Source organism: Pseudomonas sp. LB1P83 (assembly GCF_054897885.1).
This window is the reverse complement of sequence record NZ_CM142709.1, coordinates 1,645,643-1,661,957: the sequence shown is the minus strand read 5'-3', so window position 1 is coordinate 1,661,957 and position 16,315 is coordinate 1,645,643. Positions and strand designations below refer to the sequence as shown.

The following is a 16,315-nucleotide window of genomic DNA, read 5'->3' as shown; positions in this document are numbered from 1 at the left end:
ATGGAAAACACTAGAATATCCATAGTCGTTGATAATCATAAAGAGCAGGCACAGCTGCAATATGATGCTGCAAAAATATTTATAATCTTCACAATGAAAAATGGCTTCCGTAAAAAATATGAAAGCGAAGACCTTTACTTATGCCTGGCAAAAATCAGGCATGATCTTCCACATGTAAAATTCCTATGCAAAGGATCAAAACTTAATGTAACCCCATCCAGAATGTGCTCTCAAATGAGTGGTGGATTCGTAGCATACGAACTAACAATGGGAAAATCCGCAACATTCAATGACATAGTTCACATATTCGATTACGAGGAATACAACATTGCAAAAACATTGGAAGAACAGAAAGAATTTTATAAATCTTGGCTAGAATCGCTAAACACGAAGTAATCAAAAAAGTCAAAGCAGAAGTCAAAGGGACGGATCTCCCGGTGCATCGTTACCGGAGTACCGAGCAAACGCCGCCATTGAACTGATCGACAACACGCCGCTCACCGTCAGGGCCATCAATGTTGACCTGATCATGGTGCATTTCCTTTAAAAAGGGTGCGCACCTGATTTCTGGCAGCGTGCGCTTTTTAAAAGTGCCGCCCAATCGACGAATGGATTCAGCTCGGCTCACCGGACGCATCGTTACCCGCAATGTCCGGATCTTCGGGGGTAGCCTCGACATCGCCACGCTTCACATCATCAGCCGGCAGTTGCTCAACCGCAGTGTCGTCGTCAGGCGGACGTTGATCACGACTCAAGGAGTCGGTGGGCGAAGGCAGCGGGTATTCAGGGGTATCGTCGACATCGTCGACTTTCGGATCAGCGTTCATAAGCACCTCACAAAGGGCCTGAAAAGCAGGCCCTGAAATTTCGAGGGCTGGGTAATCCTTGCGTTCGATCAGAGAGACGATCGGTTGATGGCGTCACAACGCCGGTCAATCTTCGTCCTCTTCTTCATACTCAAGGTTTCCCACATCGCCTGCGTCATCGGAATCGTTGAGCGGCACCGTGGCGTCATCCATCAACGAGCCCGGATCTTCGTTACCAGGGTCATTAATGAACGGAAGCCCGCTCGGGCCTTTTTCTTCCTTGCCTTCGGTTTCAGGAGTCATGGCAGCTCTCACAACGTTTGGGGTGTATGACGTTCGAGGCGACCGGTGACCAAACGTTCCGGAGTCCTGCAGGCAGAAACGAAAAACCCGGCCTGGGCCGGGTTTCTGATCTCACTGATGCGGAATTAGTGATGTTTATTCTTGTGCTTGTTTTTGTGCTTATGCTTGTGACCGCCACCGGAATGAGAGTTACCGCTGTCGGTGCCCAGGTTGTTGCCTATCGCACCACCCGCTGCGCCGCCCAGGCCTGCGCCAATGGTCGAGCCGGTAGAACCGCCGAGGCTATTGCCGATCACCGAGCCGCCCGCCGAGCCTAACCCGCCGCCGATGGCCGCTTCTGTCCGGCTACCCTTGTTAGCGCCGACTGCGCTACCGGCGGCGCCGCCCACACCAGCGCCAATCGCTGCGCCTGTGCTGCCGCCCATTTGCTGACCCACTACGTTACCCAGTGCACCGCCAATACCACCGCCAACTGCCGCAGTGCCGTCACCGGCAGCCATTGCACCTTGAGCGACCAAAAGTCCCAGAACCAACGTGGACAATGTCAAACGCATGATATGAACCTCAAATTCCGCATCGGGGGTAAGATTTCTCGCTGCGGATGGGCGTGAGTCTAGCACCTGCACTCACTGAATCCGGCCAGCGATGAAGGTTGGACAGCAGCAAATTCAGAAGTAGATGAAAAAGAAACATCCAGATACGAAAAGCCCGGCATCTAGCCGGGCTTTTCGATCCGATCGATCAAGATCAGTGACGCTTGTGACCTTTGGCCAGATTGCTGCCCACGCCGCCGCCCAATGCGCCGCCCAAGCCTGCGCCGATGGTCGAACCGGTCTTGCCGCCCAGGCTGTTGCCGATCACCGAACCACCGGCCGCGCCGACACCACCACCAATGGCCGCTTTGGTGCGACTGCCTTTACGTGCTGCCACCGCACTGCCGGCTGCGCCCGCAACGCCAGCGCCGATTGCCGCGCCGGTGCTGCCGCCCATGCTCTGGCCGACCACGTTACCCAACGCGCCACCCAGACCACCACCGAGCGCAGCAGTGCCATCACCCGCAGCCATTGCACCTTGAGTCACCAGAAGTCCCAGAACCAGAGCAGGCAGTGTTAAACGCATGACGAAAAACCTCAAAAATAGGGGAAACCGAAAAGTCGGGGATTGAATGCTTTCGAGGAGGAAACGTCCACACAAAATCCGCTCCAACCTCGCAATCGGCGACGGTTGGACAGCTTTTATGGAAAAGGTTTTATGGCAGGCAAAAAAAAAGCCCGCTGGGGAACGGGCCAGGTACTGCTTTCTAACGGATGAGCTGAGCCTACGTAGGCAGGTGTGAAAAGTTTGTGAAAAAACCACCAGCATAAAAATTATCGTGAGTCTGTAGTCCATTTCCGAGGTGTCGAGTCTCTAAAAATGAAAAACCCCACTCATTGGCGGGGTTTGTCCGGTTGATCATTACTTCGTGGGCGTCACCACTTTGGGCCTGAATTTCGACTTGAACACTTTCTTCGCTGCGGACTTCGCTTTGCTGGTGTCGATCGGATCTTCACCGAAGCCCGCCACATACTCCGTCTGGCCACACTGCACGCAATTGTTGATTGGAAATTCTGCCCCGTCGTCTTCGATATACGGATCAGCCATAGCCCTTCCCCTCTCAAAGCGGGGTCGATACCGGCAAGCCCTATTGCCTGAGAAATATCGACCACCAAGGCTTTTGAGACTAGCCGGTCATTACCGGACTTGTAATTCAGATTTCCGCATGCCCGACGAATGGACCACGCCACCGCCTACAAAACCAACCGACGATTAAACAGGCTCACCGCCTTACTCACCTCAGCTTGACTGCCGTCCCGGTCACGAACACCACCACCATCCCGCCCTTGCCGGCCGGCATGCTGATCTCAAAATCGAGCCCGACCACCGCATCCGCCTGAAGCGCCCGCGCACGCTCCTTGATCTCGTCTGTCGCCTGAATCCGCGCTTCCTTCAACGCCCGCTCCAACGTCTGGGAACGCCCACCGAAAAAATCCCGCATACCGGCGAACAGGTCGCGGATGACGTTGACACCCTGCACCGACTCGGCGCTGACGATGTCCAGATAGGCGGTGATTTGGCGGCCTTCGATGGCGTGGGTTGTGGTGGTGATCATGGGAATTCCTTCTTCATTTAGGCGCGCATTATTCCTCGTCAGCCAATCCTTGAAAACAAAAAGCCCAGCAGCGGCTGGGCTTCGAAATTCGGGGATCGCTTCCTCTGCATGATTAAAAATCAGAACGCCTTGATTAGAGCCGGAACCTTAAAGAAGCTTGATCAACACCGTCGTAATAGTTGCCACCGTGCCAATCAGTCCAGTCGCAACAGCCACCGGATACCAGAAAGTCTCACGGGTCATCTTGCCGGCCTCGGCGTTCAGCTTGCGCTGCTCAGCCATCAGCTTGACGATTTCCACATGAACCTTTTCCAGTTCTGCCTGCTTCATGGTCATTTCCTGCATAACGTACGCGTGTCCATTCCGGATAGTGGGAGGGCGCCATACGCGCTGCCCTTTGATTCATTTTGTACTCTGGAGGCACGAAATGAATACCCCCTCTCGAGACGACTCGCGGGAGGTGCTTGAGCCTATGGAAGCACCTAAACGCCTGGCGTTCCTGCATGACTTCCCACACGCCTCTCACTATTCCTACATCATTTTCAGAAGCGACTTCGCTAATTCGCCTGAGCCAACAACGGCAGCATGACTGAAATACTAACCCCAGAAACCACAAAACCCCTGATTTCTCTCGAAATCAGGGGTTCTGGTTACATCGAATTTGGCGGTGAAGGAGAGATTCGAACTCTCGATACAATTTCTTGTATACACACTTTCCAGGCGTGCTCCTTAAGCCACTCGGACACTTCACCGTATCTCGTCAAACATGTTCTGTCTGTCGAGGCGCGCTAATGTAGTCGAAAGCTTTTCTTATGGCAAACTTTTTTTGCAGAATTTTCATGCGCTTAGCGTTTTAGTCGTTCCGGTGGGTTCCCGGCGATGGCAAACCTGCCAATCTCCGGCTTCGCACCTTCTTCTATAGAGAGGGGAATGCACGGCGGGTGTGGCGGGCTACGCTTGCCCGGGGGGAAAGGGTGACTGGCGGGTCAGTCACGGCGCTTTACCTGGCTTGCGGCGGTGGGTAACGTCTGCCCCAACTTTCATACAAGGAATAGCGTCATGAGTGAGTTGATTTCCTACCATCTCGAAGACGGTATCGCGACCCTGACCTTGAGCAATGGCAAGGTCAATGCCATCTCCCCGGACGTGATTGCTGCGTTTAATACTGCGCTGGATCAGGCGGTGACTGATCGTGCGGTGGTGATCATTACCGGTACGCCCGGGATTCTGTCCGGCGGTTATGACTTGAAGGTCATGACGTCCGGCCCTAAAGAAGCGGTCGCGCTGGTGACTGCCGGCTCGACGCTGGCCCGTCGTCTGTTGTCGCATCCGTTCCCGGTGATCGTGGCGTGCCCTGGGCATGCGGTGGCCAAGGGTGCCTTCTTGTTGTTGTCGGCGGATTACCGCATTGGTGTCGACGGCCCGTTCAGCATTGGTCTGAACGAAGTGCAGATCGGCATGACCATGCACCACGCCGGTATCGAGATTGCGCGTGATCGTCTGCGCAAATCGGCGTTCCACCGCTCCGTCATCAACGGTGAGATGTTTAATCCACAGAGCGCCGTGGATGCCGGCTTCCTCGACGTGGTGGTGTCGGCCGAGGAGTTGCAAGGTGCAGCATTGGCGGCGGCGCGTCAGTTGAAGAAGATCAACATGACCGCGCACAAGAACACCAAGCTGAAAGTGCGCAAGGCACTGCTCGATACGCTGGACAACGCGATCATCCTGGATCAGGAACACATGGGTTAAACCCAAACAGGATGCAACGAAAAGCCCGACCGTCGTGTCGGGCTTTTTCATACGCGCGCTGTTGAAAATCCAACAACCGCTCTAGAACGCGTCTGACCCACAAGTCGGAAACATGCGCACAAACATCGCCTATCTCCTACCTCTATAGCGGCAATTGCCGAAAACAGTGCACATCCGTACACTGCGCCACCTTTTGTCCCGGCGGGGCCTGTAAATGCTGTTTGTGTTTCGTATGTTATTGATGGGTCTGCACTTTATTCTGGCCGGTGTGCTTGGGGTGATTCTGGGCCTGTGCCGTCCGTTCAACCCGGACAACAGCCGTTTGTGCGCGCGCCTGTATGCGTGGCCGGCGATGTGTATTTTGCGTTTACGAGTCAAGGCCGATGTCGGGCCATTGATGTATAAACCCGATAGCTGTGTGATCATCGCCAACCACCAGTCCAACTACGATCTGTTTGTGTTCGGCAACGTGGTGCCCCGCCGCACCGTGTGCATTGGCAAGAAGAGCCTGAAGTGGGTGCCGCTGTTTGGGCAGTTGTTCTGGCTGGCTGGCAATGTGTTGATTGATCGCGGCAATGCGCACAAGGCGCGCCAGTCGATGTTGACCACCACGCACACCTTGCAGCATGAAGACACCTCAATCTGGGTCTTCCCTGAAGGCACACGCAACCTCGGTGAAGAGCTACTGCCGTTCAAGAAAGGCGCGTTTCAGATGGCAATCGCCGCGGGCGTACCGATCGTGCCGGTGTGTGTCAGCAGTTACGTTAAACACATGCGATTGAACCGTTGGCGCAGTGGGAAAATTCTGATTCGCTCGCTGCCGGCGATTCCTACGGCGGGATTGAGCCTGGACGACATGCCCCTGCTGATCGCCCAGTGCCGAGAGCAGATGCGCGAGTGCATTGAGTCGATGGACCGGCAACTGCAAGCCGCTTAACAACAAACCCGCCGAGTGCGGGTTTTTTTCGCCTCCAGACTTTTGCCGGCGAACTCAACAGATTTCACTGACTCTCAAGCAGCAGACAAGGCTAAAGTGAACACTGCCTGCCACTGCCACCTGCAAATAAGAAGTGAACCAGAATCATGGGTAGAGTTGTCGCTGCTGCTGTTTATAGCGCCGGTAAAAAAGTTTCCAATATTACGCTCGACGAAGGCGCTGCCTGGGCTGCCAAGCCTGACCACTTTGTCTGGATCGGCCTTGAAGAGCCGAACGCCCTGGAACTGACCAACCTGCAACGCCAGTTCAACCTGCACGAATTGGCCATCGAAGACGCATTGGAAAAACACAGCCGACCGAAGCTCGAAACCTTCGGCGACGCCCTTTTTATCGTCACGTATTCGCCGATCCGGCACGAAGGCAAACTGGAGTTCATCGAAACTCATATCTTTGCCGGCAACGGTTACATCATTACCGCACGTAATGGTCACTCGGCGTCCTACGCCCTGGTCCGACAGCGCTGTGAGGCGCGTCCGATCTTGCTGGAGCATGGGGAGGACTTCGTACTCTATGCCATCCTCGATTTTGTGATTGAAAACTACCAGCCGATGGGCGAAGCGATCCATGCGGAGATCGATGAACTGGAGCGCAACGTGCTGTGCAGCGCGCTGAATGAACATGACATCCAGAAGCTGCATGGCCTGCGCCGGGACGTGTTGCGCCTGCGCCGTTATGCGGCGCCGATGGTGGAGATTGGTGAGGAGCTGCAGAAGCTGAACTTTCCGTTTATCGACAAGAACATGCGCCCGTATTTCCGCGATGTGCAGATTCACGTCACGCGGCAGATGGAGGACCTGACGACTCTGGCGGATATTGCCAGCCAGACCATTGAGGTCGGGGTGTTGCTGGAGGCATCGCGGCAGAGCGTGGTGCAGCGCAAGTTTGCGGCGTGGGCGGCGATTCTGGCGTTCCCGACGGCGGTCGCGGGGATCTACGGGATGAACTTTCAGAACATGCCGGAGTTGACGTGGCATTACGGGTATTTCGCGGTGTTGGGGTTTATTGCGGTGGGGTGTGTGAGTTTGTGGGTGAGTTTCAAGAGGTCGGGGTGGTTGTAGCCATTACCGCGGCGTCCATAAAATTCGCGGGCAAGTCGGACCGCCGCACCGCTCGCTCCTACAGGGTTTCGGTGATCTGTAGGAGCGAGCGGTGCGGCGGTCCGACTTGCCCGCGAAGCTTTTAAAGGTTTAAACAGCTTCTGGCTTGTGCGCCACAAACCGCATCATCCACTCCGCGACCGTCGCACCGTGGTGCTCTTGCTCAAGGCTCGCTACGCCTTTCGTGTAAATCTGCTCACCCAAGGCTTGCTGACGAATCTCCAGCAGCGCACGCGAGTAATCGTGAATGAATTCCGGGTGCCCCTGGAAGCACAGCACCTGATCGTTGATGTGGTATGCGGCGAACGGGCAGAAATCGCTCGAGGCGATGACCGTGGCGTTTTCCGGTAGCGACGTGACCTGGTCCTGGTGGCTGATCAACAACGTCAGCTCTTCACGCACCGGACTCATCCACGGTGCCTTCGCCGCCATTTTGTAGCTGTGGGTGCCGACGCCCCAGCCTTGGCTCGCACGTTCGCTCTTGCCGCCCAACAGCAGCGCCAGCAGTTGGTGGCCGAAGCACACGCCCAGCAGTTTGTCGCCACGCTTGTAGCGGTCCAGCAGGTAAGTTCTAAGGGTTTCAATCCATGGGTCGGTGCCGAAGGAATCGGCCTTGCTGCCGGTGACGAGGTAGGCATCGAAGGTCAGATCATCGCTCGGGTACTCGCCGTGCATCACGTTGAACACGGTGAACTCGGCAGCGATGGGTTGCTGCGAAAACAGGTTCTGGAACATCTGCCCGTAACCCTGATATTGATCGACCAGTTCCGGACGCAGGATGTCGGTTTCCAGAATGCAGATGCGTAACGACATAAAAAATACCTGACACGTGATGGGAATAATGCACACCCCAGAGCCTGCCTCGAAACACCGTGACAAGGCAAGCCCCGGAAGGCGTCATACGTCCCTTAGAAGGCCTCCCCTTTGGCGGCTTTATCCAGCAGCAACGCCGGCGGCGCAAAACGCTCGCCATACTGCTGGGCCAGGTACTGGGCGCGGGCGACGAAGTCTTTCACCCCGTACTGATTGATGAACTGCAGCGCACCGCCGGTCCAGGCCGCGAAGCCGATGCCGAAGACTGAGCCAATGTTGGCGTCCGCCGTCGAGGTCAGCACGCCCTCCTCCACGCAACGCACGGTTTCGATGGCTTGCACGAACAGCAAGCGATCGCGCACGTCCTTCGGCGAAATCTGCCCGTCGGCTTTCTCGAAACGGCTTTTGAGCTCCGGCCACAAATGTTTCTGGCCACCGACCGGATATTCGTAGAAACCGCCTCCAGCGGCTTTGCCGGGCCGCTTGTATTCGTTAAGCAGCAAGTCAATCACGGCGAACGCCGGGTGCTCAATCAGCGGTTTCCCTTCTGCTTGCAGGTCTTTGGCGGTTTGCTGGCGGATATGGCTCATCAGGCTGAGGGAAACTTCGTCGGAGATCGCCAGAGGTCCGATCGGCATGCCGGCCTTGCGCGCCTCAGTCTCGATCATCGGCGCGCTCACGCCTTCGCCGAGCATGGCGATGCCTTCGTTGGTGAAGGTGCCGAACACCCGTGAGGTGAAGAAACCACGGCTGTCGTTGACCACAATCGGGGTTTTCTTGATTTGCAGGACGAAATCGAACCCGCGCGCCAGGGTTTCGTCGCTGGTGTTGGCGCCTTTGATGATTTCCACCAGTGGCATTTTTTCCACCGGGCTGAAGAAATGCAGACCGATGAACTTGGTTTGATCCGGCACGGCAGTGGCCAGGCCGCTGATCGGCAAGGTCGAGGTGTTGGAGGCGATCACTGCGGCGGGGCCGACGACTTTCTGCGCCGCCGAGGAGACTTTGGCTTTAAGCACACGGTCTTCGAAGACCGCTTCAATGATCAGGTCGCAGCCGGCCAGGTCCGCATCGCTTTCGGTGGTGTGGATCCGCGCCAGAATCGCCTCTCTCTGTTCCGGGATCATCTGGCCGCGAGCGACTTTCTTGTCCAGCAGCGCCGCTGAGTGAGCCTTGCCCTTCTCCGCTGCCGCGAGGTTGATGTCCTTGAGCACCACGTCAATGCCGGCCGAGGCGCTGACAAAAGCGATGCCGGCCCCCATCATCCCGGCACCGAGCACGCCGACTTTCTGCGTGACGTAAGGTGAAAAACCTTGAGGCCGCGAGCCGCCAGCGTTGATCTCGTTGAGCTGGAACCAGAACGTGCCGATCAGGTTTTTCGAGATCTGGCCGGTGGTCAATTCCGTGAAGTAGCGGGTTTCGATCAGGTGTGCGGTGTCGAAATCCACCTGGGCGCCTTCAACCGCCGCGCAAAGAATCTTCTCCGGCGCAGGCATGCAACCCTGGGTTTTGCTGCGCAGGATAGACGGTGCGATGGCGAGCATTTGCGCGACTTTCGGGTTCGAAGGCGTGCCCCCGGGAATCTGATAACCCTTCACATCCCAACGCTGTACGGCCGTCGGATTGGCGATAATCCAGGCGCGCGCCTTGCTCAGCAGTTCATCGCGATCCGCTGCCAGTTCATCGATCAAACCCGCTTGCAGCGCCTGCTGCGGCCGGACTTTTTTGCCTTCGAGCAGGTACGGCAAGGCTTTTTCAATCCCCAGCATCCGCACCATGCGCACCACCCCACCGCCACCCGGCAACAGGCCGAGGGTGACTTCCGGCAGGCCGAGCTGCACGGATGGGTTGTCCAGCGCCACGCGGTGATGACAGGCGAGGCAGATTTCCCATCCACCGCCCAACGCCGCGCCATTGATCGCGGCCACCACCGGTTTGCCGAGGGTTTCCAGGGTACGCAACTGGCCCTTGAGCGTCAGGACCATGTCGTAAAAGGCCTTGGCTTCGGGTTTGCCGACCTTGATCAGTTCATTGAGGTCGCCGCCGGCAAAGAAGGTTTTCTTGCCCGAGGTGATGATCACGCCGGCAATGCCGTCCTTTTCGGTCACCAGTCGGGCGACGCAGGCGGCCATCGCCTCGCGATAGACCGCGTTCATGGTGTTGGCGCTCTGGCCCGGCATGTCGATGGTCAGGACGACGATCTGGTCCTGACCTTTTTCGTAACGAATGGCTTCGGTCATGTCACTTGTTCCTTAAGGTCGGGGCTCAGAGGCGTTCGATGATGGTGGCAATGCCCATGCCGCCGCCGACACACAGGGTCGCTAGGCCATAGCGCAGGCGCCGTGTTTCCAGTTCATCGAGCAGCGTGCCGAGAATCGCGCAGCCAGTGGCGCCCAGCGGGTGGCCCATGGCGATGGAGCCGCCGTTGACGTTGACTTTGTCCGGGTCGATGGCCATATCCTTGATGAATTTCAGCACCACCGAAGCGAAGGCTTCGTTGACCTCGAACAGGTCAATGTCTTCGACCCGCAGCCCGGCCTTGGCCAGTGCTTTGCGGGTGGCCGGCGCCGGGCCGGTGAGCATGATGGTCGGGTCGGTGCTGGTAACCGCGGTGGCGACGATCCGCGCCCGTGGCTGCAAACCCAGCGCGCGGCCCTTGGCCTCGGAACCGATCAACATCAGGGCGGCGCCATCGACAATGCCGGAGCTGTTGCCTGGGGTGTGGACGTGATTGATCCGCTCCACTTGGCTGTAAACCCGCAGTGCGGTGGCGTCAAAACCCATCAGCCCCATCATCTCGAAGCTTGGCTTGAGCTTGCCCAGGCCTTCAAGGGTGGATTCGGCGCGAATGAACTCATCGTGATCGAGCAGGATGATGCCGTTCTGATCCTGCACCGCTACCAGCGACTTGTTGAACGAACCGTCCGCCCGCGCCCGTGCAGCCTTTTGCTGGGAGTGCAATGCGTAGGCATCGACGTCCTGGCGACTGAAGCCTTCAATCGTGGCGATCAGGTCGGCGCCGACGCCTTGCGGGGTGAAATGACTGTGCAGATTGGTTTCCGGGTCCAGCGCCCATGGGCCGCCATCGCTGCCCATGGGCACGCGGGACATGGACTCGACGCCGCCGACCACCACCAGGTCTTCGAAGCCGGAACGGACTTTCATCGCCCCGAGGTTCACGGCTTCGAGCCCCGAGGCGCAGAAACGATTGATCTGCACGCCAGACACGCTGACGTCCCAATCGGCGACTTGTGCTGCGGTCTTGGCGATATCGGAGCCTTGATCGCCGATGGGCGTGACGCACCCGAGCACCACGTCATCGACCTGACTGGTGTCCAGCGACGTGCGCTGCTGCAACGCCGTGAGTAACCCGGCCACCAGATTCACCGGTTTGACGCTGTGCAGGGCGCCATCGGCCTTGCCTTTGCCACGGGGCGTGCGTAACGCGTCGAAAATCAAAGCTTGGGTCATGACGTCCTCGAACCTGGGCGGTGAGTAAATACTGAGCTTCCACCTTAGGCCGAGCCGCCGTGGATTCAATGACCGCAGTGCTCACTGGCGTTGACGGACACGCTCAGACGGACGGTCGTTCGGGTGCGGATTAACAGATTCACGTCACCAAGCTGTCTAGCAAACGGGCGCCCAAGAAGCTGGCAATAGGCCTCATACCTTTTTTAAAGCTTTAAGTGATAACACCATACGAAATGGATCTAAACCAAGCGTGACGCGGGCTCTAAGGTGAACATGTACGAAGTTGTCGTCGGGTTTTGCCGAGGCACTTGTCTTACAGGACGTTCAGCGCTCTGCCGTCATGGAGATATGCAGGCAGGCATCAGGAAATAACAAAAAAGGCGGTCAAGCCATGTTCAAGCATTCGAAAGTACGTCAAGCCGGGCTCATTCTTTTCGCCACTACGCTGTTGTTGATCTTGCCGAACCTGACCAAGGTGATCGGCTAGTCGATATTCAAATATTACGGCGCCAGGTTTTTACATCGCCCTCTTAAAAATGTAACTGGCTCGCTACCCGGGCCAGCGTGGGTGTGCCAACCTTTGGGCACTTCCACGACATGGACGGCGATCATTTGAAAACGCTCATTCTGTTCGGGGCCTTGCTGCTCAGCACGCCCTTGTATGCCGCACAGCTGAACATCGAGCTGGGCGCGAGCAGTCGTAACTGGCAGACAGAGGAGCTGCTCAAGCACCCTCAAGTCCAGACCATCACCATCAGCGACGACGTTTCCTACAAGCGGGCCATGAGCTATCGCGCGGTTCCGTTGGCGGCGTTGTTGACCGGCATCAAGCCTGAAGATCATCTGCAAGCCGTGGCGCTCGACGGGTTTGCCGCCGAGTTGTCGGCGGCGCCGTTGCTGAACGCCAAGGGCGCGCGCGCGTGGTTGGCGATTGAAGACCCGGCCAAGCCGTGGCCTGCGCTATCTGAAGGCAAACCGGGTGCCGGGCCGTTTTATCTGGTGTGGGTCGATCCGCAAGCCGGCCACATCAGCCCTGAGCAATGGCCGTTTCAAGTGGCGAGTATCAAGCGCATGGCGCCAGTCGCCGAGCGCTTCCCTGCACTGCTGCCCGATCCTGCCTTGAAGGCCGACGATCCGGTTAATAAAGGCTTTGCCTTGTTTCAGAAGAATTGCCTGGCCTGTCACCGACTCAATGGTGCCGGAGATGCGCAGTTCGGGCCGGATTTGAACATTCCATTTAATCCGACCGAGTACTTTGGGGCGGATTTCCTGAAGCGCTACATTCGAGATCCGCAGAGCTTGCGGCAATGGCCTCAGGCGAAGATGCCGGGGTTTGCGGCGACGGTGTTGCCGGATGGGGATCTGGAAATGTTGGTGGGGTATTTGAAGCATATGGCTGGACGCAAGGTTAAGCCCTGACCCCATTTCTCCTTGTAGGAGCGAGGCTTGCCCGCGAAGAAGGCGATGCGGTCTAACGAAAGGACCGCGTTATCGTTATTTGCGGGCAAGCCTCGCTCCTACAGGGGGGTGGTGTTGCGGTTATTGTTGCTGGACGGAGATGACTGGCAGCGGCGTCGGCGACACAAACACTTTCGCATGCATCTGCTCACACCCGCCGCCCCGACGCATGCCTCGCACCGGGCAGGCATCCAGGTAATCCAGGCCTACCGCCAGTTTCAAATGCCGCTCCGGCCGGGCCAGTTCATTGGTCACATCGAAGCTGTACCACGCGTCATCGAGCCAGGCTTCGGCCCAGGCGTGACTGGCCAGGTGTTCGCTGTTCTCGCTGTACAAATACCCCGACACATAACGCGACGGAATGCCCAGGCTGCGGGCACAGGCCAAAAACGCATGGGTGTGGTCCTGACAGACGCCGGAACGCCCGGCGAAGGCCTGGGCGGCGCTGGTATCCACCTCGGTGGAGCCCGGCGTGTAGGTCATGTGCGAATTCAGGCCATGCATCAAGTCGATCAGCGCCGTGCGATCCCGGCGTTTTTTGCACTCCTTCTCGGCGAACGCACGCAACGCCTCGTCAGCTTCGGTCAGGCGCGTGAAGCGCAGGAACGGCAGCGCCGACTGGCTCTCATGCTCGGCTTCACGCAGTTCGTCGATGTCCACCTGGCCACGGGCGCCGATGATAATTGCCTCGTGCGGCTCGTCCATGGTCAGCACGTGCAGGATGTTGCCGAACGGATCGAGTTGCGCGCGCACCGGGCGCGGCAGGTCGAGTTGCCAGCTGAGCACATGCTGACGCTCGCTGTCGTGGGGTGTCAGTCGCAAGTACTGGATGCTCGCCCGCACCTGATCTTCGTAGTGATAGGTGGTTTCGTGGCTAATGGAAAGTCTCATGCAGCCTCCAGGTAAGAACTGTGAATGGCGTTACCCAACTGGCGCACCAGCGGGATGAATTCGGTCAGCCAGGCATGCAGGCCTTCGTCGAGAATTTCGTTGATGCCGGTGTAGCGCAGGCGCGCGTCCATCTCCGCCGCCAGACGTTGCGCGGGGCGGCCATTGGCCCCCGGCAGTTGGGCGAGGATCTGGTCGATTTCTTCGGTGCAGGCACGCAGGGAACGTGGCACATCGGCGCGCAGCAACAGCAACTCGGCCACATGCCGGGCGCCGGGTGCGTCGCGGTAGATCTCGGTGTAGGCCTCGAACGACGACAACGCCCTTAATAAAGCGCTCCACTGGTAATACGCGTGAGCGGTGCCATCGCTGACCGCTTCGGCCTGATCGCCGGCCATTTCGTAGCGGGCGTCGAGCAGGCGCAAGGTGTTGTCGGCCCGTTCGATAAACGTCCCCAGACGAATGAAGCGGAACGCATCGTTACGCATGATCGTGCCGTAGGACGCGCCACGGAACAGGTGGGAACGTTCCTTGATCCACTCGCAAAAACGGCTCATGCCGTAGCGACTCAAGCCCTGCTCGGCGATCCCGCGAATTTCCAGCCACGTGGCGTTGATGTTTTCCCACATGTCCGCGGTGATTCGCCCACGCACCGCATGAGCACTGGCCCGCGCCGAGCCGAGGCAGCTGTAGATGCTTGCCGGGTTGGCCGCGTCCAAGGCAAAGAAATGCAGCAGCCGTTCGGCGTGCAAGTCACCGTGGCGCTCCAGGTAATCGTCCAGGGTGCCGGTGATCAGCAGCGGCATGGCCAGTTCGTGCAGGCCGTCACCGCGACCATCCTGCGGCATCAGCGACAGCGAATAACTGATGTCGAGCATCCGTGCGAGGTTTTCCGCCCGCTCCAGGTAACGCGACATCCAATACAAATCCGAGGCAGTTCTACTTAACATGGCAAGCTTCCTTCAATCCTCGACCACCCAGGTGTCCTTGGTTCCGCCGCCCTGGGAGGAATTCACCACCAGGGAGCCTTCGCGCAGGGCGACACGGGTCAAACCGCCGGGCACAACCCGGGTTTCGCGGCCAGACAATACAAACGGACGCAGGTCGATATGGCGTGGGGCGATGCCGTTTTCGACAAAGGTCGGACAGGTCGACAGGGACAACGTCGGTTGCGCGATATACGCGTGAGGCTTGGCCTTGATCCGCGCGCGGAAAGACTCGATTTCCGCCGCCGTCGCCGCCGGCCCTACCAGCATTCCGTAACCGCCGGAGCCCTGGGTTTCCTTGACCACCAGGTCTGGAAGATTGGCCAGCACGTGGGACAGTTCCGAAGGGTTGCGACACTGAAACGTCGGCACATTCTTCAGAATCGGTTCTTCGTCCAGGTAAAAACGGATCATGTCCGTGACAAACGGATACACCGACTTGTCGTCCGCAACCCCGGTGCCGATGGCATTCGCCAGCACGACGTTGCCGGAGCGATAGGACGACAGCAGCCCTGGAACGCCGAGCATCGAGTCCGGGTTGAACGCCAGCGGATCGAGGAACGCATCGTCGAGGCGACGGTAAATGACGTCGACGGCTTTCGGCCCGTCCGTGGTGCGCATGAACACCTTGTCGTCACGCACGAACAGGTCCGCGCCTTCCACCAACTCGACGCCCATCTCCCGTGCCAGGAAGGCATGCTCGAAAAACGCGCTGTTGAAGCGACCCGGCGTCAGCACCACCACGCTCGGGTTATCGATCGGGCTGGAGCTTTTCAGGGTGTCGAGCAACAGGTTTGGATAATGGTCGATCGGTGCGATGCGCTGGGCCGAGAACAGCTCGGGGAACAGGCGCATCATCATCTTGCGGTCTTCGAGCATGTAGCTCACGCCGCTGGGTGTACGAAGGTTGTCTTCAAGCACGTAGTACGTGCCGTCGCCATCGCGCACCAGATCGACACCGGAGATGTGCGAATAGATATCGCGATGCAGATCCAGCCCTTGCATCGCCAACTGGTATTGCTCGTTGGCCAGCACTTGCTCGGCCGGGATGATCCCGGCCTTGATGATGCGCTGCTCGTGGTAGAGATCGGCGAGGAACATGTTCAACGCCTTGACCCGCTGGATACAGCCGCGCTCGACAATCCGCCATTCACTGGCAGGGATGCTGCGCGGGATGGTATCGAAGGGAATCAGGCGCTCTGTCCCCTGCTCATCCCCGTAGAGCGTGAAGGTAATCCCGGCGCGATGAAACAGCAGATCGGCCTCGCGTCGCCGTTGTGCCAAAAGCTCGTCAGGCGTCTCGGCCAGCCAACGGGCAAACTCCCGATAATGCGGGCGGACCTGGCCGCCGGCATCGTACATCTCATCAAAATAGGTGCGGATCATGCCGTACTCCTTGTCACCCGGACATCTAGGCTTCGCAAGGCCCGTGCCATCGGCAGAAACGCTTTGTTATCAATCAGTTGGATAATGACGCCGTTTGCACCGCACCAATCCTGTGCAGCAAACGCCCCACGCTGATCGCCCCCGCTTCATTGCAAGGCGACGCTGTCGCCTATCACCAGCATAGTCAGAGTTGATTTCACTGCCCGGGAGTC

Annotated in this window: 18 protein-coding genes and 1 tRNA gene; 5 read left to right on the top strand and 14 right to left on the bottom strand. The window is 58.0% G+C overall.

Features of this window, described 5'->3' with window-relative positions; translation table 11 throughout:
• Window positions 1-396, top strand: a complete 396-nt coding sequence (locus ACYZTY_RS07655; RefSeq protein WP_461957946.1) for a hypothetical protein — start codon at window positions 1-3, stop codon at window positions 394-396.
• A gap of 218 nt (window positions 397-614) precedes the next feature.
• Here the strand turns inward: ACYZTY_RS07655 and ACYZTY_RS07650 are convergent, their stop codons facing one another.
• The 8 genes from ACYZTY_RS07650 to ACYZTY_RS07615 form a co-directional block, all read right to left on the bottom strand.
• Entirely contained in the window at window positions 615-827 is a 213-nt protein-coding gene (locus ACYZTY_RS07650) for a hypothetical protein (RefSeq protein WP_461957945.1), read from the bottom strand.
• Window positions 828-932: 105 nt separating this feature from the next.
• Window positions 933-1,109: a hypothetical protein gene (locus ACYZTY_RS07645; RefSeq protein WP_461957944.1), complete on the bottom strand. Its 177-nt coding sequence runs from the start codon at window positions 1,107-1,109 to the stop codon at window positions 933-935.
• A gap of 125 nt (window positions 1,110-1,234) precedes the next feature.
• Entirely contained in the window at window positions 1,235-1,663 is a 429-nt protein-coding gene (locus ACYZTY_RS07640) for a glycine zipper domain-containing protein (RefSeq protein ID WP_461957943.1), read from the bottom strand.
• Between the two features lie 193 nt (window positions 1,664-1,856).
• On the bottom strand, window positions 1,857-2,228 hold the full coding sequence (locus ACYZTY_RS07635) for a bacteriocin (RefSeq protein ID WP_461957942.1): 372 nt from the start codon (window positions 2,226-2,228) through the stop codon (window positions 1,857-1,859).
• 336 nt (window positions 2,229-2,564) lie between these two features.
• Entirely contained in the window at window positions 2,565-2,750 is a 186-nt protein-coding gene (locus ACYZTY_RS07630; RefSeq protein WP_461957941.1) for a hypothetical protein, read from the bottom strand.
• A 187-nt stretch (window positions 2,751-2,937) separates the two neighbouring features.
• Entirely contained in the window at window positions 2,938-3,258 is a 321-nt protein-coding gene (locus ACYZTY_RS07625) for a YbjQ family protein (RefSeq protein WP_461957940.1), read from the bottom strand.
• Window positions 3,259-3,405: 147 nt separating this feature from the next.
• On the bottom strand, window positions 3,406-3,588 hold the full coding sequence (locus ACYZTY_RS07620; RefSeq protein ID WP_109635988.1) for a hypothetical protein: 183 nt from the start codon (window positions 3,586-3,588) through the stop codon (window positions 3,406-3,408).
• A 332-nt stretch (window positions 3,589-3,920) separates the two neighbouring features.
• Window positions 3,921-4,010: transfer RNA gene (locus ACYZTY_RS07615), tRNA-Ser, on the bottom strand.
• Between the two features lie 307 nt (window positions 4,011-4,317).
• On the opposite strand from ACYZTY_RS07615, the gene ACYZTY_RS07610 reads away from it, so the two are divergent.
• From ACYZTY_RS07610 to ACYZTY_RS07600, 3 genes are all read left to right on the top strand, one after another.
• Complete coding sequence (locus tag ACYZTY_RS07610; protein ID WP_461957939.1) at window positions 4,318-5,007, top strand: crotonase/enoyl-CoA hydratase family protein; 690 nt, start codon at window positions 4,318-4,320, stop codon at window positions 5,005-5,007.
• 214 nt (window positions 5,008-5,221) lie between these two features.
• Entirely contained in the window at window positions 5,222-5,944 is a 723-nt protein-coding gene (locus tag ACYZTY_RS07605) for a 1-acylglycerol-3-phosphate O-acyltransferase (protein ID WP_461957938.1), read from the top strand.
• A gap of 146 nt (window positions 5,945-6,090) precedes the next feature.
• Window positions 6,091-7,062 carry a magnesium and cobalt transport protein CorA gene (locus tag ACYZTY_RS07600; RefSeq protein ID WP_131062463.1) on the top strand — a complete coding sequence of 324 codons (972 nt, stop codon included), beginning with the start codon at window positions 6,091-6,093 and terminating at the stop codon, window positions 7,060-7,062.
• Between the two features lie 129 nt (window positions 7,063-7,191).
• Here the strand turns inward: ACYZTY_RS07600 and ACYZTY_RS07595 are convergent, their stop codons facing one another.
• The 3 genes from ACYZTY_RS07595 to ACYZTY_RS07585 form a co-directional block, all read right to left on the bottom strand.
• Window positions 7,192-7,914 carry an amidotransferase gene (locus ACYZTY_RS07595; protein WP_461957937.1) on the bottom strand — a complete coding sequence of 241 codons (723 nt, stop codon included), beginning with the start codon at window positions 7,912-7,914 and terminating at the stop codon, window positions 7,192-7,194.
• Between the two features lie 95 nt (window positions 7,915-8,009).
• Window positions 8,010-10,154, bottom strand: coding sequence for a 3-hydroxyacyl-CoA dehydrogenase NAD-binding domain-containing protein (locus ACYZTY_RS07590; RefSeq protein WP_461957936.1), 2,145 nt, complete (start codon window positions 10,152-10,154; stop codon window positions 8,010-8,012).
• Between the two features lie 25 nt (window positions 10,155-10,179).
• Window positions 10,180-11,385, bottom strand: coding sequence for an acetyl-CoA C-acetyltransferase (locus ACYZTY_RS07585; RefSeq protein WP_461957935.1), 1,206 nt, complete (start codon window positions 11,383-11,385; stop codon window positions 10,180-10,182).
• A gap of 597 nt (window positions 11,386-11,982) precedes the next feature.
• Here ACYZTY_RS07585 and ACYZTY_RS07580 point away from each other — a divergent pair.
• A complete protein-coding gene (locus ACYZTY_RS07580; protein ID WP_461959268.1) occupies window positions 11,983-12,804 on the top strand; it encodes a c-type cytochrome in 822 nt (273 codons plus the stop codon).
• Between the two features lie 120 nt (window positions 12,805-12,924).
• On the opposite strand, the gene ACYZTY_RS07575 is transcribed toward ACYZTY_RS07580, so the two are convergent.
• Genes ACYZTY_RS07575 through ACYZTY_RS07565 form a run of 3 tightly spaced genes read right to left on the bottom strand, consistent with a single transcriptional unit; the run spans window position 12,925 to window position 16,103 of the window.
• Complete coding sequence (locus tag ACYZTY_RS07575; RefSeq protein ID WP_461957934.1) at window positions 12,925-13,734, bottom strand: transglutaminase family protein; 810 nt, start codon at window positions 13,732-13,734, stop codon at window positions 12,925-12,927.
• Window positions 13,731-14,681 (bottom strand): alpha-E domain-containing protein, encoded by a 951-nt coding sequence (locus ACYZTY_RS07570; protein ID WP_131062458.1) that lies wholly within the window; start codon window positions 14,679-14,681, stop codon window positions 13,731-13,733. The genes ACYZTY_RS07575 and ACYZTY_RS07570 overlap by 4 nt, the downstream gene beginning before the upstream one ends.
• 12 nt (window positions 14,682-14,693) lie before the next feature.
• Window positions 14,694-16,103, bottom strand: coding sequence for a circularly permuted type 2 ATP-grasp protein (locus tag ACYZTY_RS07565; RefSeq protein ID WP_017337349.1), 1,410 nt, complete (start codon window positions 16,101-16,103; stop codon window positions 14,694-14,696).
• Window positions 16,104-16,315 lie beyond the last annotated feature (212 nt).